Origin of the sequence: Methanosarcina soligelidi (genome assembly GCF_000744315.1) — an archaeon.
Classification (GTDB): domain Archaea; phylum Halobacteriota; class Methanosarcinia; order Methanosarcinales; family Methanosarcinaceae; genus Methanosarcina; species Methanosarcina mazei.
The window spans coordinates 585,471-607,718 of the sequence record NZ_JQLR01000001.1 but is presented as its reverse complement, the minus strand read 5'-3'; the positions used below and the strand labels follow the sequence as shown (position 1 = coordinate 607,718).

The following is a 22,248-nucleotide window of genomic DNA, read 5'->3' as shown; positions in this document are numbered from 1 at the left end:
CTTAATTAAAACACTTAATTAAAACCCTGAATTGAAATTCTTCCAGATCCAGCAACCTGAATCAGGCCGATTTTGAGGTTATTAAAAGATAATCTTCAACCGCCTGAAATATAGAAATTCCTGTGTAAGCTGTCTGATAGTATAAGATGTACGATAGGTCTTCACTTTTTCTAGAAAAATAGTATTCATCAAATTATTATCTTGTTAACTTCAGTCTCACTTAATATGTTGTTAACTCCAGTTTCAGGCCAGCTTGAGTTTCCATAAATTTCGTGGGGAAAAGCTCTTTTATTTTTTCCTTATGGGTTGTGCAGTGCCCGGCTGCTATCAGTTCCATTCCTTCGAGCCTCTCAAATCTGTCATCGTCGTGCAAGCCGCCAATAATTCCTTTAACTTCTCCGTGACAAAGAGCAGCGTCCAGAATTGCGGCAATGCCTGGGTGAGCACAGCCCGTAAGGACGTAGGATCCTTTCTCCGTACACAGAACCAGGGACTGTTCCTTTATTTTTTCTCCCAGTTCCCCTGTACTCCAGATGCCATCAGATATCTCAATAGACTCCTTCACCTCTATCAGCTCAGCTCTCTTCCGGATTTCCCTTTTGAGGTTCTCTGAAAAAGATGCAGGAACATAAACTGTAATGCCGGAGTTTGCGTTAAGGATTTCTGGCAGACCGCCTATATGGTCCCAATGCTGATGGGAAAGAACCAGTTTATTTACACAGGCAGGGTCAATGCCTATTTTCTCCATATTCTTTAGAAGAAGAGTCCCATCCCAGCCTGTGTCGAAAAGAAGGGTTTCAGTGCCTGTTTCAATTAGAGCTGAAAACCCCCAGCTTCCTGTTAAACCGGGACATGCTTCATTATCGTACAACACTGTCAGCCTGAGCATTTTCCTGCCTCACGTTTCCATCTTAGTTTTTGCCTGTATTTCAAAATTTGATTTATATTAAATTTATATTAGATTTATATTAAATTTGTATTAGATTTATATTTGATTTATATTAAATTTATATCTCTTTCATTGTCTGATAATCCAGCATGGTAGAAATTGGGTTTGTCTCTATTTCAATTCCTGTTTCCTCAAGTGCGCAGATCCCGTTAATTCCTCCCACTACCGCAGCCCCGAACTTTCCGGTTTCAACCGGAGCTCCAAGTAAATACTCATCAATTTCTCCCAGAGTGATACAGCCTGCAAGACCCACTTTTTCTGCTTTTTTCAAAATTTTTCCTGTCATCTCGTAAGCAGAGGAATTTATCTGACGCATATTGGCAAGTATTTTTCCTTCCCCTTTCTCAAGTACTTCAAGAACTGAAGTAGGAGTCCTATTCATAAAAATCTTTATTGGGTCTATAGAGGTCCCGCTGTAAGAAATAAGGTCAAGGAAACGTGCAGGTTTTTTGTTTTCTATCTGGAGTATCCCTCCGTAAGCAGGTTCTACGGGAATTCCTGCTTTCAGAAGAAGCCCGTCAAAAGTGACGCTGCACACGGTAGCTATTCCTATTTTCCCCGGAGGCAAAGACATTTCCAGCGAATCCTCTTCGAAAATTCTTACTCTCGGGCTTATCATATAGCCTGCGTGAGCAGTATACGAAATTAACTCGATAACAGTTTCGAAATCATCTTTGTCAAAATAAGAGATATTTACCACAACATCCCCTTTGTCAGTTTCAGGGTTATAGGTGGTTCTGAATGCCATTTCTTCTATCCTGGATATTACAAAACCGAAACGGTCCCCAATGAGGGCGTCATTCATTTCGTTTTCCCCAAGATCAGTAAGTGTACGCCCGGCGTATCCGTGCTTGCGTGTAAACCCTCTCTCATCCAGGATCCTGAGGTGGTAACGGACAGCCCGCTCTCCTATATCATAGCCCCGGTTGTTCAGTTCATCAGCTATAGCCCGGGCACCTATGGGCTTGTCACTTTCATGAATCACCCTCATGATTTCAATGAGTTTTCTTTCTATTTGCGGATCCATCATGTCTATAACACCGTTATATCCTGTATAAATTCCGTAACGTTTACGGATAATAATGATAAAACCACAGAAGCCACATAATAAACCTTTTATGGGTGACTCTGATCGACAAATTCCAGGTGGTTTCAGTGGGGTTTCAGTATAATAGTTCCCGGATCACTTAATAGGTATTTTTTCAGTAAGCTCCGGATTAATATAATAATTTATGAATCTCATTGCCTATTATCCAGTTACTCAAACCGGATTCTTTTTTGCTTTTAAATGCTTAATTATAGTAAATCTTTTCGTACTTAATATATGTTTGTCTTATTCAACTTCGTAATAAATGTGCTAGAAACCACGGAAAAGAGATTTCCTGACAACAAAAAGTTCTTTAACAAACTCTTTATTAATTTTCCTTTTATTTTATCTCTGTCATTTGAACTGATAACCTTATTAAGTGCTATTTTTAAAAAGTATTTAAAAGTGGATATATCAACCGTAAATTTTCATTCGGGATTATGTACAGGAATTATATACTTGAATTATGTGGGGGAATTATGTGCAATGATTATGTAGGGAATCATGTGAGGAATTATGTGGAGGAATTATGTGCAATGATTATGTAGGGAATCATGTGAGGAATTATGTGGAGAAATTATATGCAATGATTATGTGGAGGAATTATGTGCAGGGATTGTACCAGAATAATCTACAGTGGTTCTCTGCAGGAACTATCTATAATCAGGTACGGTAATGAAATCTCAACATCTATCAGCAGTATATCAGATTATGTTCATAGTTATATGAGTTTTACAACCCCTGGTTCCGGAGAATAAAGCTCTCCTGTTTCCAGAAGTTTTTTCAGGATTATCTCAAACCTTTCCTTACTTATCCCTTTTTCCAGAGCTTCCTCACGAAACTCTTCTATCTTCATCTTCCCACATGAAGATTTAAGGATCTCACTCATGATTGACTTCTGGTCTCTTTTAACTGATATATTTCCGGGAGCAGCTCCTGATGCCAGAGGTTGTGCCTTTTTCTGTACAGCTTCGTTTTCAAAACCTGAGCTGCCAGAATCTTCTGAAAAGGTTTTCAGGGAAAAAGTTTCTTTTCCTTTTCCGGAAATCTCAGCTTGCAGACGAGTCCTGAAGTCCACAGCTTCAGGTAATTCCTCAAAAGAACCGAACACTCTAAGTTTTCGAGCATGCAGGAGTGCTCCGCATTTCTGGCATCTCAGAGTCTTTTTTCCGGTTTCGCTTATCTGAGCATGCTGCCTGCATTTAGGGCAGACAACCACAACATAATGACTTCCTGTCCTTTCCCCAAACTCCATCTTTATTTCCCGTACCTTCTCTGTCTTTTCTGAAAGTCCCTGATTACTCTCAGGAGATCTATTTTCCTTACATCTTTCCAGTTAACATCCGTAAAATACAGTTCCGAATATACGGACTGCCAGACAAGGAAATCCGAAAGCTTCTGCCCTCCTGAACGGATCATTATATCCGGCTCATGCTTAACAAGGAGGTGTGATTCAAGCATTTTTTCGTCAACTTCTTCAGGCCTGATGCGCCCTGCCTTAACTTCGTCAAGTATAGAAATTACAGCCCTGGTGATTTCCCCTCTCCCTCCAAAACCAAGGGACAGATATACAAAAAAATCCTTGCCCTGCCGGCTGCAATTTACTTCCCCCTCAAGACCGCATATTTCGTACCCTGTTCCGGAAGGAAGGCCCATAAAACTTTCTTCCAGCTGTTCACCAAGAGTTGAGGCAAGCTCGGCTTTCATAGTCTGGTCAGCCTTCAGGATGTCCACATAAATGCTTACGAGTTCCACCTTAAACTTTCTGAATGTAAGAAGCGCGGTCAGGAGTTTTTCAATCCCTTTATATTCGAGGAGGTCGGCCTCTTTGAGAATAAGAGCCACATGTGCAGGGATCTTTGTAGCTGACCTTGTGATTTGCCAGGACAGATACCTCTCATAAAGTGGCTGACCAAAGGAAAGCAGGTCCATTGAGTATTCCTTCCGAATAAAGCCTTAAATTCGGTGTTTTTTTAATTCTTATTTCACCCGGCAGTTTTTTCCGACATGAGCTTTTCCGGTCTTTTCTACGCGGCTTACTTTGCAGTAGATACAATTTTTATTACATCTCCATTTTTCAGTTCATGTTTTTCCCCGAGCCTCAGCCTTGTCCTTGCATTCACTGCGTACAGGAAACGGTCTCCTATTTCTGTATGGATCTGGTATGCGAGATCGTGGCAGGTAGATCCCTTTTTCATGAGATAAGCATCCGGAAGCATATTTCCAAGTTTGTCAGACCATTTCCCTTCATCTTCTACCGGATATACTACAATCAGGTCCAGAAGTTCAAAGACAGTCCTGTTAATGCACTCCTGAATGCCTGTAGTGCCGAACCGCTCAAGTACCTTATGGATGGCTTCAAGCCCTTTTTTCTGGGCTTCTGTAATCTCTTCCGTAAGCAGCTCGAAATCTCTATCTCCGGGGGTGTATTTTATTACCCCTGCCTTTGCAGCTGACCTTAAAACCAGTTCAGCTGCTGCACTTGTAGATACTACTATCCTGTCAAGTTCTCTGAGTTTTTCCAGGTTCTCTCTCGGGGCAATATCAGTCTTGTTTGCTGCGATAAGCATGGGCTTGCTTATCTCCCTCATGGTATCGCAGAGGCGTATCATGTCTTCTTCAGTCCACTTAATATGATCTATCCTTGAAAGCCCTGTTTCAATCAAGGCGGCGTTTACATGAGATTCCTTTATCCCTGCTCCGGCAAGCTGTTCTGAAATTACCACTTCAAGCTTGAGCCCTTCAGCCTGGATTTTTCTGGAAAGCTTGACCCAGTTCCTCTCAAGAATCCCGTAAAGCCACATCGTAATTTCCCTGTTCAGGAAAGCCACGTCGTCAAGGGGGTTGTGGTCTCCGATATCCACAGGGTTGCCTTCAGCGTCCGTCCCGCCTGAGGCATCTACCACGTGAATTATTGCCTGAGCCTGCCTGAGTTCGTCCAGGAATGTGTTTCCAAGCCCTCTGCCTTTACATGCGTCAGGCACAAGCCCTGCAACATCTATAATGTCAATAGGAACAAGCCTGACCCCGTCCACGCACTTCCCGCATGTTTTTCCTTTCTCTTTGCACGGGCATTCCGCCCGGACATATGTGACGCCGTGGTTGGCATTTATGGTTGTGAAAGGATAGTTTGCAATCTCAACATCTGCAAGGGTAGCCGCTTTAAAAAAGGTGGATTTGCCCGCATTGGGCTTTCCTGCAAGGCCTATGGTCATCGACATAAATTATAAAAAAGAACTTGTTGCATTTAATCTTTATTGATATTGAAGTCCCTTGAAAAAGGTTTTTCCTCTCTTTTTTCAGAGTTATCTTATTGAATTATTGCACGCCTGGCTTTTTTTCAACAATAAAGTTTATATTCTAGAATGTGCTTATCAGTGGTGCTCGCTTGCGTCCCGATAGGGTAGTGGATATCCTTGAGGCCTGCGGAGCCTTAGACCTGAGTTCAAGTCTCAGTCGGGACGTAAATTTTTATTTCTGGTTGTTTTTTGGTTACATTCCGCATTTCGTTATACCACTGCTTCTTCTGGATTTTTGCATCCCTGCTTTTTACTATTTTTTGTTCCAGATTTTTTGTACTTAATGTTTTGATTTAACTTTCTATGCTCCTTTTGTTTTTCTTTTAATTTCAGTTTTTATCCTTTATTTTTTGTTTCTTTCTCACCAATCTTTTAAAATCTATCAAAAAGGTAATCTATATAAATTAACTTATAAATAAAGGCTTAAGGATGGTGAGATCCATGAAAGGGAAAATTCTGGTTTTACTTCTGGTATTTGTGTTTCTGTTTGCTTCCGGTTGTGCCGGAGAAGACTCAGAGGCCGCATCTGAGGAATCAGATTTAGAAGCCTCTGCAGAGCCGCAGGATGATGTACAGCAGGAAAATGTTAGTTCTGGGTCCGCAAAGGATCATGTTGTCCGCCTTGAATACTACAAAGTAATAAGACCTTCAGAACTGGATGTCCAGACAGGCGATACGGTCTCATGGTGGAGCGGAAAAAGGCAGGGAACCTATATTCTCGTCAGTGAAGAAGGACTCTTTGAGGATCAGGAACTTGCTTACAGTGTTCCCTATAGCTATACTTTTAACAAGCCCGGATCATATCTTTTCACTGTAAAAGATGTTCCGGAAATGAATGTTACTATCAGGGTGAACTGAGAACCTCAGTTTCCCCTTTTTTTAAAAATTATTTTTTCAGCAGATATCTGCTTTCTCTATGATATATGAAAAAAAGAATACATAACATAGTATAATAATTCTTTTTAGAAAAACAGTACTTTACTCTTGCAGGATCATTGCCCTTTAAAGTTTATTTTCTAAAATTAATAAGGGGAAGTTCTTTCAGACCCTGGTAATCGGCCTTGCCATACTCTTATAGTGGTCAAAAAGTTCTTTTCCCCATTTAAGTGCACTTTCATCAAAACTTACCAGGTTATGATTGTAATAGATCCCGCTGTTGCAAAAGAGGGACAGTGCCATAAACTTCTCCGTAACTATGCTTGATGCAATTTTCATATTATTGTTATTGCACACATACAGCTTTGTATACTTCAGGTTCAGGAAATGCTCAAGTTCTTTTTTGTAGTCGTTAAGCATCCTGTCATAGACATATTCCGTAAATACAAGCGTAATGTCCGTACCTTTTGCAGCAAGCTCTATACAGAGAGAAGGGTAGATTGGAAGGAAAAATGATGAGGATATCATTACCTTCTCTGATTCGGATAGGTTTTTAACCACTTCTTTCGGATACTCAAAAACATGGTTTCGGTCAGGATTCACTTCTATATAATTTCCAAGCTTTCCGATGTCATCCAGAAACTCGGGAGGAATTGACGTCATGTCCTGGTTTACCCAGTAGTTGTGGTTTTTATCAAATACATTAAATGTTTCAAGAATAGCTTTCATCTTGGGAACCAGAATCTCTCCGATACTTGAAAGCTTATATAGCCTGTTATTTTCAACAATTAAGTCCTGCTTCATCAGGATCTTTATCTGGGTCATAATCGGGCTTGAACGTACATCAAGTGTGCTTTTAATCTCCTCGATAGTTTTGGGTCCGTCCAGAAGAAGCAGAAGCAGGTTTTTCCTTTTTTCTGAAAGAAAGAGAACATCCAGTAATGATGATTCCATCTAATTCCCTCTCTTGTTTTTCATCCTGTTATATTCAACATTGTATATATCTCTATACCGGAAGTTTAATCACTTCTCAACTATCTCCATAACCATTACCGTTATGGAAAAAGTATTCACAGGTTAAGGGCTGCAGGAACATCCTGAAAATTGCCATTTTTGCGTAACAAATTACTACTATAAGATATATAATTATTTTTCATTAAGCTGGTCCTGATGTTCCCATTTCAGGGCTTTATCCGGCAAAACCCCGATCGATTATTTCTTTATATGCATGAAAAACTAGACAGGGTTCATATCTGGAATTAGCTGGGGTTTTCATCTTTGTTTTTCCTCCCTTGCATTTTTAAATTATATCTTATTTACCTGTTTGGAAAGTCTCTTAAGATAATCGAATAATTCCTGTCCCCACTTCAGAGCAGCAGGCTGAAAACTCATAATGAACTGCTGGTCAAACTTACCATTTTTATCAAAGAGCCCGAGAAGCATTATTTTTTCAGTTACCGTAACTTCTGAGATTTTTATACCTTCTTTTGAGATATAAAGGCTTACGTTGTCCATACTCATTAGCTCTTTTATCATATTTGAGTGCTCGTTTGACAGGTGGTCCCAGACGGACTGCGTAAAATTAAGAGAAAGTTCGGCATCCTTTCTGCCAAGTTCAACATACAGAGGCAGATAAGCAGGGTTGAAATAGGAAGCAAAGGTTGAAGCCATTTTTGCATTTGCCATACTATCAATAATCTTCTGGGAGGGCTCATAGATGTGGTTCAGATCCGGCTCTATCAATGTACAATCCCCAAGCTCAGAAATTCTTTCAAGAAGATGGCGGGGGATCGAATTCAGATCGTGACCTGTCCAGTAACAGTTGTTTTTTTCAACAACTTCAAGGGCACTTATCAGCGGCTTAACCTTTTTAATTATAAACTCTCCAAACACCGTGAGCTTATACATCCGGTCTTCCTGGACAATAAGGTCGCTGTCTATTAGCTTCTTTATCTGGGGAAGAATTGAAGTGGCAGTAACATCCAGCTCTTCCTTAATTTCATCAATATTTTTTGAGCCGCTATCCAGCAGTATTAGAAGATTTTTTCTTTTATCAGAGCGGAAAACAAGATCAATAAGCGAAGACTCCATTTCTCCCTACTTCCTGCAGTATGGTTTCCTGCGATATGCCGCCAGTCCTTACTGCCGGCAGGCTGTTTCTATGGCTGTTCCTTTTCAAATTCAAAATTTCTCCGACTCTTTTGGGGGTGAATGTAAATTCAGTCTGTTGAAAAACCAGGAGCGCAGACCCCTACGAATGTTATCTTTGTTTCCATCGGGGTTCGTTTCCAACCGGGAGGGACAAGGTACTCTATGCTGGTGTCTATCTTTATTGAATTGTCAGGAAGCCCGAAATCTTTCATAGAATCCAGAATGAGTTCTTCCCCGACTTTCTGGGAATATTCCATTGCGGTCCTGTAATGTTCGAATTTTTTTCTTCCGGCCGGGGTAAATACAAGGAAATTCTGATCCGGGTTTTCCATTGAATTTGGTCTTATAGTAATCTCAATTCTTTTAATTCCTTTCCCTACAAGAGCTCCCACAGCATTTCCTACTCTTGCCTGCTCCGGGACAATAATTTCCGCATCAATAAGAGACTTCAGCTCCCCATAGTAAGCTTTTACAGGCCCTCCAAGAAGAACTATTGGAATGTTTACTTTATACTGGACAGGCACTTCTTTTTCCAGCAGCATTTTTATCCCGTCTTTGCCCTTACCTTCCATTATAAAGGACATCAGGCTGTAAGCCATATTTTTTGCAACCTGTTGCTTTACTTTTTTACAGAAAGCGATAACTCCCATCTGAGTAAAGCGGGAGAGTTTTCTTGCCCCTATCTGGGCGGCTTCCACATCCCATTCCGTATATTCTCCAAGGACATGCAGGGCATCTGTTGGTGTAAATCCTATTGCCTGAATTGCCCTCTGGTTGAGAAGGGAATCAAGAACAGCAGGAGAGGGAAACCGATTCATTTTATTTAATATGTCATGTATGGAGACAGGTTCGTCTCCTATCGCTTCAAGCAGTTTCTGTTCACTCTCTGTAGGGTTGTTGAGCGTAGCTCCAGTACTTACAAAAAATTTTGTGGGCTGGAGATGTTCATTGAGCATTGTCCTCAAAGGTATGGGATTTTTCTCCAGTTTTTCTTTGAAATTGGGATAGTTTACCGCAGCAAAACAGAGGGGTATAACTCTTCTCGGGCCTACCCTTATGCATTTTTTGAACCATATATGGCTGTCTCCCCCGTTTGCGGAGCTTTCCATTTTTATGGCTTTTACACGGGTCTGCCAGCCTCCTACAACAGCTCCTTTTTCGCAGAGCTCTGGAACACCATTTTTAATTATGGAGACATCCGTGCTCGTCCCTCCTACATCAATTACGGCACATGTGTCAAGCCCCGAGAGGTGTGAGGCTCCCATAATACTTGCAGCGGGACCGGAAAATATAGTTTCAATAGGTCGCAGCTTTGCTCCCTTTATATCTATGACAGAACCGTCACATTTTAACATCAGGACTTTGGCATCGATATTTCTTTCCTTTATTTCATTCATGATTGAATGGATAAACTGGTAGGTTATGGGGATTAACTGGGCATTTAAAACTGCCGTAGCAGCTCTTTCGTAAGCTCCAAGTTCCTGGGATAGTTCATGTCCGCAGACTACGGGATGCCCTGTAAGTTTAAGGATTACTTCCTTTATCTTGATCTCATGTTCAGGATTTCTGGTGCTGAAATAAGAAGAAACAGCAAATGCGGACACTTTATTTTTAAAGCTAACTGCAAACTGCTCTACAGCCGCAATGTCAAGAGGCTGGAGCTCATCTCCATTGCTATCGTGACCCCCGTTAACCATGATAGTATAATCGGCTGGAAGCTCCCTTGGGACGGTATAGTTTCCTACAAGGATCAGGCCAACAGGATATCCTGTCTTTTCCAGAATGGTATTTGTGGAAAGAGTTGTGGAAACCGACACAAGTTTGACTTGTTTTAGATATTCCGGGTTCAATTCATTAATTGCATTCCGAATTCCGGTCATCAGGTTTGGATAGGTGGTAACCGCTTTACCGGTATCAAGGATCTTGCTGTCCGAATCCCTCAAGATGACAGCATCCGTGTATGTTCCACCTGCATCAATACCCAGACTATATTGCATATCAAAACAGCCCCATTTTTTATTCTAATTGGCGATTTATATCATTTTTAACTATATTAATCCCTTTTAGCCGGATTTATAAAGTTATGCCTCAAGATATATATTTTTACTTATATTGTTCGACATTTCCGTTACTTCTTACTTCCCTCAGGCAATCACACTATTCTTCGGGATTCCTATCCCTACATAAACAAGTTTTGTCTCCAGAGGGACATCCGTCCAGCCGCTTGGTGACAGATGTTTTCTGCTTACGTCTATTCTTATATCTTCTTTCCCAAGACCTGCATTGATCATATAATCCATAACAAGCTGCTTTCCAAGTTTTTCGGCATATTCGAGAGCTTCGGAATATACTTCAAATTTTTTCCTTTCCGATGGTGAAAAGACAATGAACTCGGTTTTCTTTTCCTGCTGCTGGAGTGTATCTTCTATAACTTCACTCTCCGGCGCTGCACAGTGTTCCTCACCTTCAGGCGTCTCTTCTCTTGATTTGGGGATGAACCTTGTTTTTATGAGAATCTCCACCCTCTTAATTCCTTTTCCGACAAGAGCCCCAACTGCATTACCGACATCAGCGTGTTCTGGAACTATAAACTCGGCGCTGATCAGCGTTCTCATGTCTTCTACATATGCTCCCACAGGACCTCCGAGAAGAACGACAGGAATTTCTACTCTGAAACGAGTAAAGTTCTTTCCCTTGAGCACTCTGTCAATCTCTTCTCTGGGCATTCCTTCTATCATATATGCGATGAGGTCTTCTGCAATATTACGTGCAACCCTGCGCTTTACTTCTGCACTGAAATCTTCAGGGTCCAGTTTAAGTGGCCTCCCAAGTAAGTAAGCTCCTATCCTTGCAGCTTCAACATCCCATTCCGTATACTCACCCAGGACGTGCAGGGCATCGGTAGGTGTAAAGCCTATAGCCTGAATAAGTCTTTTCTGTATAAGAGAATCAAGTATTGAAGGCGAAGGGCGTTTTTTCAGGGCTATGAGCAGGTCTCCAAAAGAAACAGGGTCTTTTCCTATGTTCCTGTAAATTTCCCTTTCCCCTGCTTTTAACTCTATAGGTCTGAACCCTGTCCTGACAAAAAACTTCGTTACCTGGATATTTTCACAGAGGTAACCTTTTGCTACCCTGTTATGCTTGAGCTTCTCCCTGAATCCCGGATATATAGCAGAAGCCCTGCAGAGAGGAATGACTCTTCGGGGTCCCACATTGATCCTATCTCCCTTGAGCCAGATATGGCTGTCACCTCCGGTCGCTGAGGTCTCCATGCGGATAGCTTTTACACGGGTCTGCCAGCCTCCAACCACCGCGCCCGAGCTGCTGAGTTCCGGAAGCCCGTTCTGCATCATGGCAACATCCGTACTCGTCCCTCCTACATCGATTACGGCACATGTATCAAGCCTGGTAAGGTGTGAGGCTCCAACAAGACTTGCTGCTGGGCCCGAGAAAATAGTTTCGATGGGTTTTTCCAGAGCCTCTTCTATCCCTACCACTGACCCATCGCATTTCAGCATCAGCATGTTTGCGTTGATTCCGCGACTTTCGAATTCTTCAATTATTGCCTGGATGAACTTATGAGTAATAGGGATCAGCTGGGCATTCAGAAAAGCAGTTACAGCCCTTTCATAGGCTCCGAGATCCTGGGATAGTTCATGCCCGCAAACAACCGGCAGTCCGGTAAGTTCCTTTAAGGCTTTTTTAACTTCAAGCTCATGTTCAGGGTTCCGGTTGCTGAAATAAGAAGAAACTGCAAAAGCGGAAACTTTACTCTGTACTTTGAGTGCGAATTCTTCTACTGCATCAAGGTTCAGGGCTTTTAATTCTTCTCCATCGCTGTTATGCCCGCCTGAAACTGCTATCCAGTAATCAGTGGGAAGTTTCTCAGGGATCACATAGTCCCCCACCATAATAAGCCCTACAGGAAATCCCGTGCTTTCCAGAATCGTATTTGTGGATAGTGTGGTGGATACTGATACCAGCTTTATATCTCCAAGGTATCCCGGATCCAGTTTGTCAATTGCATTTTTCATTCCAGGCAGAGGGTCGGGGTAGGTTGTCAGAGCTTTGCTTGACTCAACCACTGCTCCGTCCGAATCCCTCACGATAACGGCATCGGTATATGTGCCCCCTGCATCAATTCCAAGACTGAAGTGCATTTCTTCATTAACCTCTTTTATGAATTGGATAGTAGCTTCTTAAGGCTTTCCAGAAAGTATTCCGGTCATTCTTTCCTATGGCAGGCCGGTTATCGAGAATACCAGCCTCTGTCAATTCCATCACTGGTTAAAGCCTGATATTATAATTAAGTCTGAATAGTTGTTAAACTTGAAGTAACCAAATAGATATCTGATGATAACTGAATTATATTAAAGGCAGATTTTAAGATTTTAACATCCAGAAAGATTATATTTCCTGAAAGATTATTTTTACCATCTTTGATGAATATAGAAATTAATATGGTAAAAAGCCATCACCAGTAAAACCTTCGTATCAGGTTTATAAGTATCTCCCTATTTTATTTTTCTGAATTTATAATTATTTACTTTCTCTGTCAGGCCAGCATTTTATCCTGAGTGTTTATGCCCTTATTTTCTTTTCTTCCTTCTTCAGAGAATTCCATCTTTTTCCTGAAAGAACAATTTCTTCCAGGGTCAGGCTCTGCTTTTACAAGAGCATAAATGTCTTCTCCATATACTGTTTTTAACCTATTTTCCACTCTGTCTGCAATTTCTGCAACTTCCTGAATGTTCAATGAATCACTTACGGTAATGCAGGCATTGATAGCTATCCCATTCCCTATTTTTCGTGTTTTAAGCTCCCCTGAGCCCGTAACCCCTTCTGTTGTGTTTATTATCTTCCTGATCTTTTTATTGTCTTCCTCATCAAGAGAGGCTTCTATAAGTTCATTGGCAGTGCCATAAAGGAGTTTGCCAGAAGTTCCCAGAAGATAAAGGCTCATGAGAGCCGCAATAAAGGAATCAGTTACAACCCAGTTTTTTCCGGGGAGAAAAGTACACCCTATTCCCAGGGTAACAAAACAGGAGAGAAGTAAACTTCTAATCTGAGCGTTTCTGGTGTAAATGCCGGTTCCTGATAAAGTACCTTCAATTTCTTTCCCTTTACTGCTGAACAAAGGAATAATTTCTCTTGATACCAGGGTTAAAGCGGCTGCGGATAGTGCGAGGATTTCAGGGGCTTCTGTCTCTCTCCCCTGTATAAATATAAGCAGTTCCTGTGAAGCCAGGCTTATTGACTCGATACCGGCAAAAAGGAGTATACATGCCCCTGCTCCAGTAAAGAGGGTTGCAACCTTTCCATGTCCGTAATTATGGCTCCAGTCTTCCGGTTTACTGGCTATAAAAACTTCAAGAAGCTTTTTAAGTTCATTGATTAATTCAGAAAATGAACGGATAGAATCCGCAATAAGTGCTGTGCTGTTTCCCAAAAACCCTGCAAGTAATTTAATAAGGGTTAATGCAAAGCTAAAAAAAAGGGCTTTATATGATATTTTCAGGGTTTTATTCAGGTTTTTCTCCGCTTTCATCAGAAATTCACCATCAATGAATTTTGTCCTTCTTCGGTAAAGCGGGCCCTAAAGGGTCTAAAAGAGGTGTATGTGTTATCTAAAATTTAGCATTCCTCGAACGCCTACATCTTCCCCAACGCGGTACAGAACGCAGTATTTTAAGCCAGGTATGATCAATAGATACGGAGAGGGGGATAAGTTGAAAACACAGATTTAGAATCTGTGTTTTCAAGGGTTGGTGTTTTTTGGGCTTTCTATCCTGTTTTTGCCCTTTCGCTTTGTGGGTTTTGTAGGTCGTCGAGGTTGGTGTAGTTTCCTCAGATTCCGTTTTTCGTTCCGTTTTTCATTCCGTTTTTCATTCCGTTTTTCATTCCGTTTTTATTTACTGAGGATGTAATGCTGTCATTACTTTATCTTTAGAGTGGAGCGACTGCCTTTCCATGGATTTCATTCATTACCATGGCAAGAGCCGTATACATGGACCCGAGGCCCATAATAAGTCCGACATATCCGGCCACTACAAGCAGACCGGCGTTTCCGGTTGCGTTTACAACGGCCAGCAACATAAATAGTATAAATAATGTTACAAATACAAACTGAAGGGCTCTAACTCCGATTTTCATTGTAATGATCAACATGACAAAGGTGTACACACCCCAGGTAAAGAGATACGCGGCCATAGCGATTCCAGAGGAGGGGGAAGCCCAGCCCATTGCAGGCATTACAAGCAGTCCGGCAAGTGAGAACCAGAAAAGGCCAAATGCTGAAAATGCTGTTCCTGCAAAAATATCTCCTTTCTTCCAGGACATAATTCCTGCAAACACCTGGGCAAATCCTCCCAGGAATATTGCCATGGAGACAATCATTGACTCTACAGGGTATACGCCAATATAGCTCAGACTTAACAGAACTGCGGCAAGACCCAGCCCTGTAAAACCAAGAGGGGCGGCGTTTGCTGTTTTATCAACAATTACGGTAGAAGTTCCTGCGTTTTCGCTCATGATTATTCTCCTGAAGCCATTTTTGAAAAAAAATTAAAAAAAGGAAGTTTAGGGCTTAAAGCCCGTAGTTTTCTGGTTTGAAAACTGCAACTTCCTGCTTGAATTTGGTCAGGTTGTCACTCATGAACTTGTCAGCATCGTCGGTAAGAGCTTCGAGGTCGGCTTTAACCTTTGCAAGTGCATTGGTTTCGAACCTTGTGAGTTTCAGCTTGCCGGAGCCGACACCTTCTTCTATGAGGTTGCAGCACTCGATTGCAGCATTCTTGGAACGGAGGTAGTTGTTGTTTCCGTCTTTTGCGATTGCCTGTCCAACCCTGTAGGCGTTGTCATAGGCAAGCACATAGCCCTGTGGGTCTCTGTATTTGTCAGAGAGCACGAGGATGTCCCTGAGGTCCTTTGCCTTTCCGGTCTTGAGGGCGACGTTCATCATGGAACAGTCGTATGCAAGGGTTTCGGACCAGCACTGGACGGTTGTACCACCGAATTCACCGTGGTATTCAACGGACTCGTTAGACCAGAGGTCGCAGCACTGCATGACGAGGTTACCCATCAGGTCAGAGTGTGCGCAGGTTGAGGTCTTACCTTCCTGGGTGATTGGTACACCTGAAATTGCTTTTATGATGGAGTTCTCGTAACCGCAGTCCTTTCCTGGGCCTGTTGCACCTGCTTCATATGCACAGAGGGACCTTGCTGCAGAGATTGCCCTTGCAACAATTGCAGTTGTGTGGGCAAGGTTCTTGTCAAGGAGACCGCCTGCAATGAACATTGCAGTGTTTGCCTGGGCACAGTCTGTGTCACCAGCGGAAACAGTTCCGGTCTTCTTTGCAATGTCAGAAATGTCTTTCCAGACCATTTCCATGTCCATGCTGCCGAGCACACCGATACCGAAGAGGATACCTGCAGTGTCGTTCCTGAGGATGGAGTAGTCGAAGACTTCCTTACCACCCATGCTCTCTACTGAAAGCAGGTCAGCACCGTTCTTGGCGACTTCCTCAAAAGCTTCCATAAAGACGTTGTACTTGTCTCCTCTGAGCTGGAGGTAGTCGCGGTCTTCACGGATGTCACCAATGGTGTGGCGGAGTGCGCACTTTATGCCGTATTCATCGTGGTATTCTTCCATGATGGTTTTCTGGGCGTGTGCAACAGCGCCTCCCCAGTCAGGGTTGTTGGACATCTGTTCGACGTGTTCGGTTTCAAGAACTACAGAAGGAGCCCCGATCTGGACCATCCTTGCCATGATGTCAGTGGTGATCCTTTCGTATTCCTTAACGAGTTTTTCTTTGGATTTTCCTGCCTGGGGTCTCGGAGCATAGTTCACTTCGGGGGATGTGTATCCTGCACCAATTTCGAGTCCAAGGCCTGCCTTTACCGGGAATTTACATTGCCCGAAAATAAGTTCATCTGCGTTAGCGTAAGCCATTGAAGTGTATTTCTTTACCATTTTGCTCCCTCCTTAGTGCTTGTGGAATTCCTCTCTTAATGCTGCGATATCTGTGGTACCTGCTACGATTGCGTCAGCAATCTTGGGGGCATCAGCAGCTTCTTCACCATAAACTCCGAGGTCATACTGGGACACGAAGTCCTGGTTCACAGCACCGCCACCGCATGCAAAGGGCAGTTTGATTCCCTTCTCAAGGAGTTTGTCATTGATTTCCTTGAATGCATACATGGTGGTTGTCATGAGGGCAGTACCTGTAAGCAGTATCGGCTTCTCTTTTGTAACACATTCAATGACCTCATCTACAGGAACATCTCTTCCAAGGTCAACTACATCATAGCCGTTTGCTCTCAGGAGGGCAACAACAATGTTCTTTCCGATGTCATGGACGTCACCTTCTGCGACATGGCAGACAACCTTGCCCTTTGGCTCGGGAACTTCTGTGGTCTTGGTCTTACAATATTCGATACCTGCAAGCATAGCGTCAGCAGACATCATAACGTTGGGGAGGAAAATGATACCATCATCATAAAGCTGGGTTACAACTCCCATTCCTACCATAAGGGCATCGTCAATAAGGGCAATCGGGTTCTTTCCTGCATCGATTGCTGCCTGAAGACCATCTACAACATCGTCTTCTTCTCCCTCGTAGATAGCTTTTGCAATTGGATAAATGAGTTTATCCTTGGGGTAAAGCTCTTCTGCTGCTTCGTCAGGTGTCATTTCCTTTTCGAGGGCGACGTTGTAGCGTACTAATATGCCATCGACATCTTCCAGTTTCAAATCCAACATATTTTAACCTCCATTTTAATAATGAAGAGATCTCAGATTGCTCAGATCTTTGATCCTGCAAGTTGAATCTTCCTGAATTTTCAGGTATTTCATCCCGAAATACTGTCTGAAACAATGAAAATGAATTCGAAAACCTCCAGATCGAATTCTTTCCATTGTGAGAGTTGGATAACCTCTTGGTGGTATACTGGTCGCACGTAGTGCCGAATTACAGGCCAGGTTTTCGTTTTTCAGGCTCCTTAGGAATACTATTTATTTCCTGGGGTTCAGGTTTTTTCCTATTCCTATTTCATGTGCCTTTTAGCCTTTTCCCAGTTAACTAATGAAAGGTGTACTCCCTTTATTATTCGGGAATTCACTTGCAGATGACAGTTGGAGTTTCTGGAATATACCTTCATCTGTGCTAATTTTTGAGCAGCTATAATTTTATAATTATGGCTTCAATTTTCCAGGCAAATGATTTTATAAAAAAGAACTGTTTTTTTACCCCGGTTTATTTAATCAATGGCATCAAAATTTATGAGGCAATTATCGCCTTTTCCAGAATATTTCTTACTGGAATCTTAATTTAATTAAAGATTCTTTTTTGAGCTATGGAGGTTATCAAGTGGACTTGATTTCTATGAAATTTTTATTAAGGCAAAATATTGATCTGCCAGGGCTTTCTCGTAAATGCAAGCAAGTGAAATTAACTTGCTGAGTTATATTTCTGTATCTTTTCAGATATTTTATTTCTCTTCTTTATATATTAGAAGACCTTTGAAAGTCCCATATTTCTAATTGGTACAGGTTCTAATTAAACCTTACTTTTTGCCTTCTTTTCTTCGTTTTTCAAAAAGTGAGCGATCTTTTTCCCTGATAAGTTTTTGTATCTCTGTTTTTAATTTCTTAGTATGATGACTTTTAACTATTTTTTGAAAAAATATTTCCGTATGGAAGCCAGATGCTCTATTGCCTGGATAGAATACTTTTTCTCTCCTTATGTTGAGACTCTATCCATGTAAAAGTCGAGGACAATTTTAACATATATAATCTTTTCTCACGTCAGGTCACAGCTTTCCTGAACCGGAAATATTTTTCCTTCAAATGCATCCATGCTTAAAGGGACTGACTGTGATCTGACCGTAACAGTGAGTGCTTTTTGAATTTTCGTAACTAACAGCTTTCTGACCTCTATTTTCCCGCTTTCCAACACGTCCACAGGTTTTGTTAATCTTTCCGTGGAGCGCATCGCTGACCCTATTATGACTCTATCTCGATAGGACTCCTTCCTCGGAGGCTATCAAGCCGACAGGGAAGAGTAGTTCACTGTGAATCTCTTCGAGGAGTACACCCCTGAATCTATGATCTGACTCTATTATAATAGTATCCGGGGGTTGAGAGCGCAAAGATTTACTATCATTTGCTTCAACGCTTTAACGTCATCTGCGGGATTTTGCCTTCTGCAGGATTCTATTCTGGACTAACATGGAGGCGGGCTTTGGAGAAATGAAGAAACTGTGACGAGAATGAAAATAGTACATCTTCTCTTTAAGTTGTCCTTCTTTTTAAGTTGTCCTTCTTTTTAAGTTGTCCTTCTTTTTAAGTTGTTCTTCTCTTCATGTGCATCTCCTCTTTATGTGCGTCTTTTCTTTGATGATAAAATATACCAGCTAAGAAAAGACTTTAAAAAAGAATATGTATCCATCTAATAATGGGTTGTTCACTCACCGTTGAAATGTAAATTAAACTAATAAAATCAGCATGCTGTAACCAGGAAACATTTCCTGGAATTTCCTGCGGCATCAGGTCAGTAATTTCAGTAAAAATGTTTTAGAATAGGGTTTGACGAGTCAGGTTTTTATCTGGCCCGCCCTTCATTTTCTTTTTCGGCTTTTTATTCTTTTATACCTTTTATGCTCCCGATTCTCTGTGTATGTCCCTCATGTTTGTGTTCATTATGCGCGTGTCCTTCGTGCTTATGTCCATTCTCGGTTTTGTGCGCATTTATCCCTTTTTTCTCAAATGTTTCTTTCACAGAACTGTTTACAGCATCTTTCAGAGCTTCTTTGTCAACATTTGAAACCGCAGAGAGTATCTTGAATGTCGGGAAAGCTCCATCTTTTGATTTAATCACATCTTCCTGAGGCTCTTCGTTATAGATGGTGACACTCTGTTTTACAGTCTCTGTCCCATTGTCCAAGAAGAGTTTTATATGCCCTACAAATTCAGGGTTAAGCTCCAGAACTTTTCCTTTTACTATATTCATTAATTCGGTGGTGAGTTTCCTGGCTTCTTCTGTGTTCAGGTTTCCTCCTTCCTTAATTTCAAACTCTGCCGCATAGCTTCCAACGCCTGAGGCTTTGATGGAGTCTTCGGTTTCCTGCGGCCCTGTAATGCTGGATATATCTTTTGCAGCAGCTGTTTCCTGGATTTTTTTCGGGGCTTCTCTTATATCAGGAAGAACTACCTGCATGAATTTCTCAAATCTTTCACCTGTATCCTTTCCCGAAAGCAAGACCACCTTTGCTTCAGGGTTCAACTGCTGGACCGAAGCTTCGAGTATCGGTATCCTGATTGGTTCTATGAGATCTACCTTATTTATCCCCAGGATTTCAGCATCTATAATCTGCCTCATAGCGAATTCTTTTACCTCTTTCATCAGGTGTTTGAAGCGGCTGCCGTCAATCAGAGTTACAAGTGGGGCAATTTTCACTTCCTCTCCAAAATTCATAAGCTCAACTTCGGTTTTGATCACATGCGGGAAAGCGATTCCTGTGGGCTCGATCATTATGATATCGGGCTTATACTCTTTTACAAGAGTGCTCATTGTTGTTCTCAGCCCAACTTTCAATGTACAGCAGATGCATCCGCTTGTTATTTCCTTGGTGTCGAAACCGAACCTCTTAATCACATCGCCGTCAATCCCTATTTCCCCTATCTCGTTTACGATAATTGCAACTTTTTTCCCTTTATCTGCGAGGTATTTGCCCATATTGATAATGGTAGTGGTCTTTCCGCTTCCCAGGAAACCTCCAACAACAATGACTTCCACTTTTTTTCCTCCGTTTTCTGCCGCTTTCTGCTTATTGTTTTCTTTCCGTTTTTTATTAAAAGTATTGTAAAAATATTTTTTTATTCAGGAATATATGTCAACTTTTCTATCCTCAAAGTATATTTTTCTATCTCTATATGGAGTTCTTAAAATTTTTATTAGTTATCTCACCCATTTCCCAGTAAAACAGGACGATAGCAATGGGATTAAAAGCCTGAAATTGGGTACGAAATTTTAGTTCCCAGGTTAATTTCGCTTTTAGAAAAAGAAAAAGCCTGAATCAAGCCAGTAAAAAGTAATAAAAATTCATGTTTCAGGGATGTATCAGACATATTGCAGTTTAGCCAGCGTTTTTCGAATAAAGCGGTAATCAGGATTTCATTCCTGAATCAGCCGCTTATTCTGTCTGATTAAGCACCCTTATTTTTCCTTTTCCTTAAATTCCTGCAACAGTCAGGTTTTCCCATTTGAACCTGTCATCAGGGCAGGCATGCAGGCAGCGCTGGCAGTTTGCTCCGTCACATAGGTCTGTCCTTATTTTGACAAGCCCGTTGTCTTCCATTCTGAGGGCTCCGTTCGGGCACACCTTTGCACACTTTTTACAGCCCTGGCAGTCTTCTATAACCATTGTGAGGTAGGTCCCGACCTTCTCAAGCACCTCAAGCCCTTCTTCTCCAAGTACGGGGATATCCCTTTCTACCTGGCGGTCAATTTTCAGGATAGTTGAAGGTTCGCTTAACATGGGCAGTTTTTTCTTTTTCAGGAACTTCTGGAGCATCTTGAATGCCATGCCCTCATTCCAGTAAGCAAGTTCAAGCAGGTAAGCTTCCTTAAAGGCTTCCGAGGTTGCAAACATTACATGCGTACCAAGGATTTGCTTTGCAATTGTCTGCAGCTCCCATAGCCTGTCTTCGGAAAGCAGGATTTCCCTGGCAACTGTAAGAGAGGTGTTCCCTATCTGTGATACATAATTTGCATTGTAAGGTATCATCCCTACCTGATGGGCTTTTGCGGCATCCATGTAAGTCCCGGCAGCACCTGACATGTATGCTATCTTGAGGTCTTCCATCTCAATGCCTGCCGCTGCACAGAGGGTGATGTGGCCTGCCCGGAGTGCGCCTATCGCTCTTCCGGCTTCGATAAGGTCATTATTCGTGAACTTGATGCCGTCCTGCAGATAAAGGACGCCTTCAGGAGTCTGGATTTTTGGCAGGACTATTAACTTGTTTCTCATCCCGGCTTCGATAAGGGCAATAACTCCCGTGCCTGTAATGCCTTTTGCAGTGACCTCTCCCTTTTCCACAACTTCCCCTGTTTTCGGGTTTATGAGGTCTCCTTTTGCTGTTTTCATGTCTCTGTCAAGAACATAACAGCGCAGGTTATTGCCTTCAAATTCGACATCACATATTGTGTGAGGAGAAGCAATGGATCCGTATTCGATTTCCTGGCCTTCGAGGGCAGGTCCGGCAGCAGCAGACCCTGTATAAATAATCCCGTTTGATTTAAGTGCCATTTCCGCATTTGTCCCGTAGTCCGTGGCAATTGCAATCTCGTCGCTCTCGATCATGCCTGCTTTTACAATAAGGGCAAGTGCGTCGGCTCCAACTTCGTGTTTTATTGCCGGGGGGACGATGAGTTTACAGTTTTGAAATTCTTCAAATCCGGCAATTTCGGACAGCGGTATAATCCGAGCATCTCTGTTTTGCTCCTGGATATGATACTTCTCTTTCTTACGCTCTCCGGCATATGCAAGGTCTTCAATTGGAATTCCCTGAAAGATAGAAAGCTGGATAGGGTTTCCGCAGATTGCGAACCTTTCCATCTCTTCAGGTTTTACTCCCAGCTCATTAAGGATGTTCTTTACTGCTGTTGCCGAGAGCCCGTGTGCTTTATCAAGACCGTAATGGATTGCAAAGTCGAGGTGGTCCATTACATTTGCTCCTGGCAGAGGGTTCCGGAGAGTTATTACGGTTTTCTTGATCTCGCCGCTCTCCAGGTCAATTTTCTGGGCCCTGAATCCACTGGTTCCCAGGTCAATTGCAACTCCTGTTTTCATATCTTAACCTCCTTCAAAAAAGTTTAAGATTTTCT

Annotated in this window: 17 protein-coding genes and 1 tRNA gene; 2 read left to right on the top strand and 16 right to left on the bottom strand. The window is 42.1% G+C overall.

From position 1 onward, the window contains the following. Positions 1-220 precede the first annotated feature (220 nt). The 5 genes from M886_RS02785 to M886_RS02765 all read right to left on the bottom strand — a co-directional run bounded on the left by M886_RS02785 (position 221) and on the right by M886_RS02765 (position 5,257). The gene (locus M886_RS02785) at positions 221-889 is read right to left on the bottom strand and encodes an MBL fold metallo-hydrolase (protein ID WP_048044543.1); all 669 of its coding nucleotides are present in this window, start codon (positions 887-889) and stop codon (positions 221-223) included. Between the two features lie 118 nt (positions 890-1,007). Further along, entirely contained in the window at positions 1,008-1,979 is a 972-nt protein-coding gene (nrpRI, locus tag M886_RS02780) for a global nitrogen regulator NrpRI (protein ID WP_011033034.1), read from the bottom strand. A gap of 778 nt (positions 1,980-2,757) precedes the next feature. Next, positions 2,758-3,291 carry a DUF5817 domain-containing protein gene (locus tag M886_RS02775; RefSeq protein WP_048039307.1) on the bottom strand — a complete coding sequence of 178 codons (534 nt, stop codon included), beginning with the start codon at positions 3,289-3,291 and terminating at the stop codon, positions 2,758-2,760. 2 nt (positions 3,292-3,293) lie between these two features. After that, positions 3,294-3,968 carry an undecaprenyl diphosphate synthase family protein gene (locus M886_RS02770; RefSeq protein ID WP_011033032.1) on the bottom strand — a complete coding sequence of 225 codons (675 nt, stop codon included), beginning with the start codon at positions 3,966-3,968 and terminating at the stop codon, positions 3,294-3,296. A gap of 104 nt (positions 3,969-4,072) precedes the next feature. After that, the gene (locus tag M886_RS02765) at positions 4,073-5,257 is read right to left on the bottom strand and encodes a redox-regulated ATPase YchF (RefSeq protein WP_048050616.1); all 1,185 of its coding nucleotides are present in this window, start codon (positions 5,255-5,257) and stop codon (positions 4,073-4,075) included. A 171-nt stretch (positions 5,258-5,428) separates the two neighbouring features. On the opposite strand from M886_RS02765, the gene M886_RS02760 reads away from it, so the two are divergent. Both M886_RS02760 and M886_RS02755 read left to right on the top strand, forming a co-directional pair. Then, positions 5,429-5,500: transfer RNA gene (locus M886_RS02760), tRNA-Arg, on the top strand. 276 nt (positions 5,501-5,776) lie between these two features. Continuing rightward, positions 5,777-6,193 carry a cell surface lipoprotein gene (locus M886_RS02755; RefSeq protein ID WP_048036635.1) on the top strand — a complete coding sequence of 139 codons (417 nt, stop codon included), beginning with the start codon at positions 5,777-5,779 and terminating at the stop codon, positions 6,191-6,193. Between the two features lie 183 nt (positions 6,194-6,376). On the opposite strand, the gene M886_RS02750 is transcribed toward M886_RS02755, so the two are convergent. From M886_RS02750 to M886_RS02700, 11 genes are all read right to left on the bottom strand, one after another. Beyond that, positions 6,377-7,165 carry a helix-turn-helix transcriptional regulator gene (locus M886_RS02750; RefSeq protein WP_011033029.1) on the bottom strand — a complete coding sequence of 263 codons (789 nt, stop codon included), beginning with the start codon at positions 7,163-7,165 and terminating at the stop codon, positions 6,377-6,379. 351 nt (positions 7,166-7,516) lie between these two features. Beyond that, positions 7,517-8,302 carry a helix-turn-helix transcriptional regulator gene (locus tag M886_RS02745; RefSeq protein ID WP_011033028.1) on the bottom strand — a complete coding sequence of 262 codons (786 nt, stop codon included), beginning with the start codon at positions 8,300-8,302 and terminating at the stop codon, positions 7,517-7,519. 128 nt (positions 8,303-8,430) lie between these two features. Then, positions 8,431-10,359 (bottom strand): hydantoinase/oxoprolinase N-terminal domain-containing protein, encoded by a 1,929-nt coding sequence (locus M886_RS02740; protein ID WP_011033027.1) that lies wholly within the window; start codon positions 10,357-10,359, stop codon positions 8,431-8,433. A 147-nt stretch (positions 10,360-10,506) separates the two neighbouring features. Beyond that, on the bottom strand, positions 10,507-12,522 hold the full coding sequence (locus M886_RS02735) for a hydantoinase/oxoprolinase family protein (protein ID WP_048038096.1): 2,016 nt from the start codon (positions 12,520-12,522) through the stop codon (positions 10,507-10,509). Between the two features lie 395 nt (positions 12,523-12,917). Then, complete coding sequence (locus tag M886_RS02730; protein ID WP_048039809.1) at positions 12,918-13,910, bottom strand: cation diffusion facilitator family transporter; 993 nt, start codon at positions 13,908-13,910, stop codon at positions 12,918-12,920. A 398-nt stretch (positions 13,911-14,308) separates the two neighbouring features. Further along, a complete protein-coding gene (locus tag M886_RS02725) occupies positions 14,309-14,893 on the bottom strand; it encodes an acetate uptake transporter (RefSeq protein WP_011033024.1) in 585 nt (194 codons plus the stop codon). 55 nt (positions 14,894-14,948) lie between these two features. Further along, positions 14,949-16,334 (bottom strand): methanol--corrinoid protein co-methyltransferase MtaB, encoded by a 1,386-nt coding sequence (mtaB, locus tag M886_RS02720; protein WP_048042605.1) that lies wholly within the window; start codon positions 16,332-16,334, stop codon positions 14,949-14,951. Positions 16,335-16,346: 12 nt separating this feature from the next. After that, the gene (mtaC, locus tag M886_RS02715; RefSeq protein ID WP_011033022.1) at positions 16,347-17,123 is read right to left on the bottom strand and encodes a methanol--corrinoid protein MtaC; all 777 of its coding nucleotides are present in this window, start codon (positions 17,121-17,123) and stop codon (positions 16,347-16,349) included. A gap of 1,039 nt (positions 17,124-18,162) precedes the next feature. Continuing rightward, a complete protein-coding gene (locus M886_RS02710; protein ID WP_048038091.1) occupies positions 18,163-18,354 on the bottom strand; it encodes a hypothetical protein in 192 nt (63 codons plus the stop codon). A 645-nt stretch (positions 18,355-18,999) separates the two neighbouring features. Beyond that, positions 19,000-20,157, bottom strand: a complete 1,158-nt coding sequence (locus M886_RS02705; protein WP_048050615.1) for a CobW family GTP-binding protein — start codon at positions 20,155-20,157, stop codon at positions 19,000-19,002. 436 nt (positions 20,158-20,593) lie between these two features. Continuing rightward, positions 20,594-22,213, bottom strand: a complete 1,620-nt coding sequence (locus M886_RS02700) for a methylamine methyltransferase corrinoid protein reductive activase (RefSeq protein ID WP_048050614.1) — start codon at positions 22,211-22,213, stop codon at positions 20,594-20,596. Between the last annotated feature and the right edge of the window lie 35 nt (positions 22,214-22,248).

What these genes read in the sequence shown, in the direction of transcription:
- M886_RS02785 (WP_048044543.1), bottom strand. Translation starts at nt 889, where the DNA reads ATGCTCAGGCTGACAGTGTTGTACGATAATGAAGCATGTCCCGGTTTA.
- nrpRI (WP_011033034.1), bottom strand. Translation starts at nt 1,979, where the DNA reads ATGATGGATCCGCAAATAGAAAGAAAACTCATTGAAATCATGAGGGTG.
- M886_RS02775 (WP_048039307.1), bottom strand. Translation starts at nt 3,291, where the DNA reads ATGGAGTTTGGGGAAAGGACAGGAAGTCATTATGTTGTGGTTGTCTGC.
- M886_RS02770 (WP_011033032.1), bottom strand. Translation starts at nt 3,968, where the DNA reads ATGGACCTGCTTTCCTTTGGTCAGCCACTTTATGAGAGGTATCTGTCC.
- M886_RS02765 (WP_048050616.1), bottom strand. Translation starts at nt 5,257, where the DNA reads ATGTCGATGACCATAGGCCTTGCAGGAAAGCCCAATGCGGGCAAATCC.
- M886_RS02755 (WP_048036635.1), top strand. Translation starts at nt 5,777, where the DNA reads ATGAAAGGGAAAATTCTGGTTTTACTTCTGGTATTTGTGTTTCTGTTT.
- M886_RS02750 (WP_011033029.1), bottom strand. Translation starts at nt 7,165, where the DNA reads ATGGAATCATCATTACTGGATGTTCTCTTTCTTTCAGAAAAAAGGAAA.
- M886_RS02745 (WP_011033028.1), bottom strand. Translation starts at nt 8,302, where the DNA reads ATGGAGTCTTCGCTTATTGATCTTGTTTTCCGCTCTGATAAAAGAAAA.
- M886_RS02740 (WP_011033027.1), bottom strand. Translation starts at nt 10,359, where the DNA reads ATGCAATATAGTCTGGGTATTGATGCAGGTGGAACATACACGGATGCT.
- M886_RS02735 (WP_048038096.1), bottom strand. Translation starts at nt 12,522, where the DNA reads ATGCACTTCAGTCTTGGAATTGATGCAGGGGGCACATATACCGATGCC.
- M886_RS02730 (WP_048039809.1), bottom strand. Translation starts at nt 13,910, where the DNA reads ATGAAAGCGGAGAAAAACCTGAATAAAACCCTGAAAATATCATATAAA.
- M886_RS02725 (WP_011033024.1), bottom strand. Translation starts at nt 14,893, where the DNA reads ATGAGCGAAAACGCAGGAACTTCTACCGTAATTGTTGATAAAACAGCA.
- mtaB (WP_048042605.1), bottom strand. Translation starts at nt 16,334, where the DNA reads ATGGTAAAGAAATACACTTCAATGGCTTACGCTAACGCAGATGAACTT.
- mtaC (WP_011033022.1), bottom strand. Translation starts at nt 17,123, where the DNA reads ATGTTGGATTTGAAACTGGAAGATGTCGATGGCATATTAGTACGCTAC.
- M886_RS02710 (WP_048038091.1), bottom strand. Translation starts at nt 18,354, where the DNA reads ATGCGCTCCACGGAAAGATTAACAAAACCTGTGGACGTGTTGGAAAGC.
- M886_RS02700 (WP_048050614.1), bottom strand. Translation starts at nt 22,213, where the DNA reads ATGAAAACAGGAGTTGCAATTGACCTGGGAACCAGTGGATTCAGGGCC.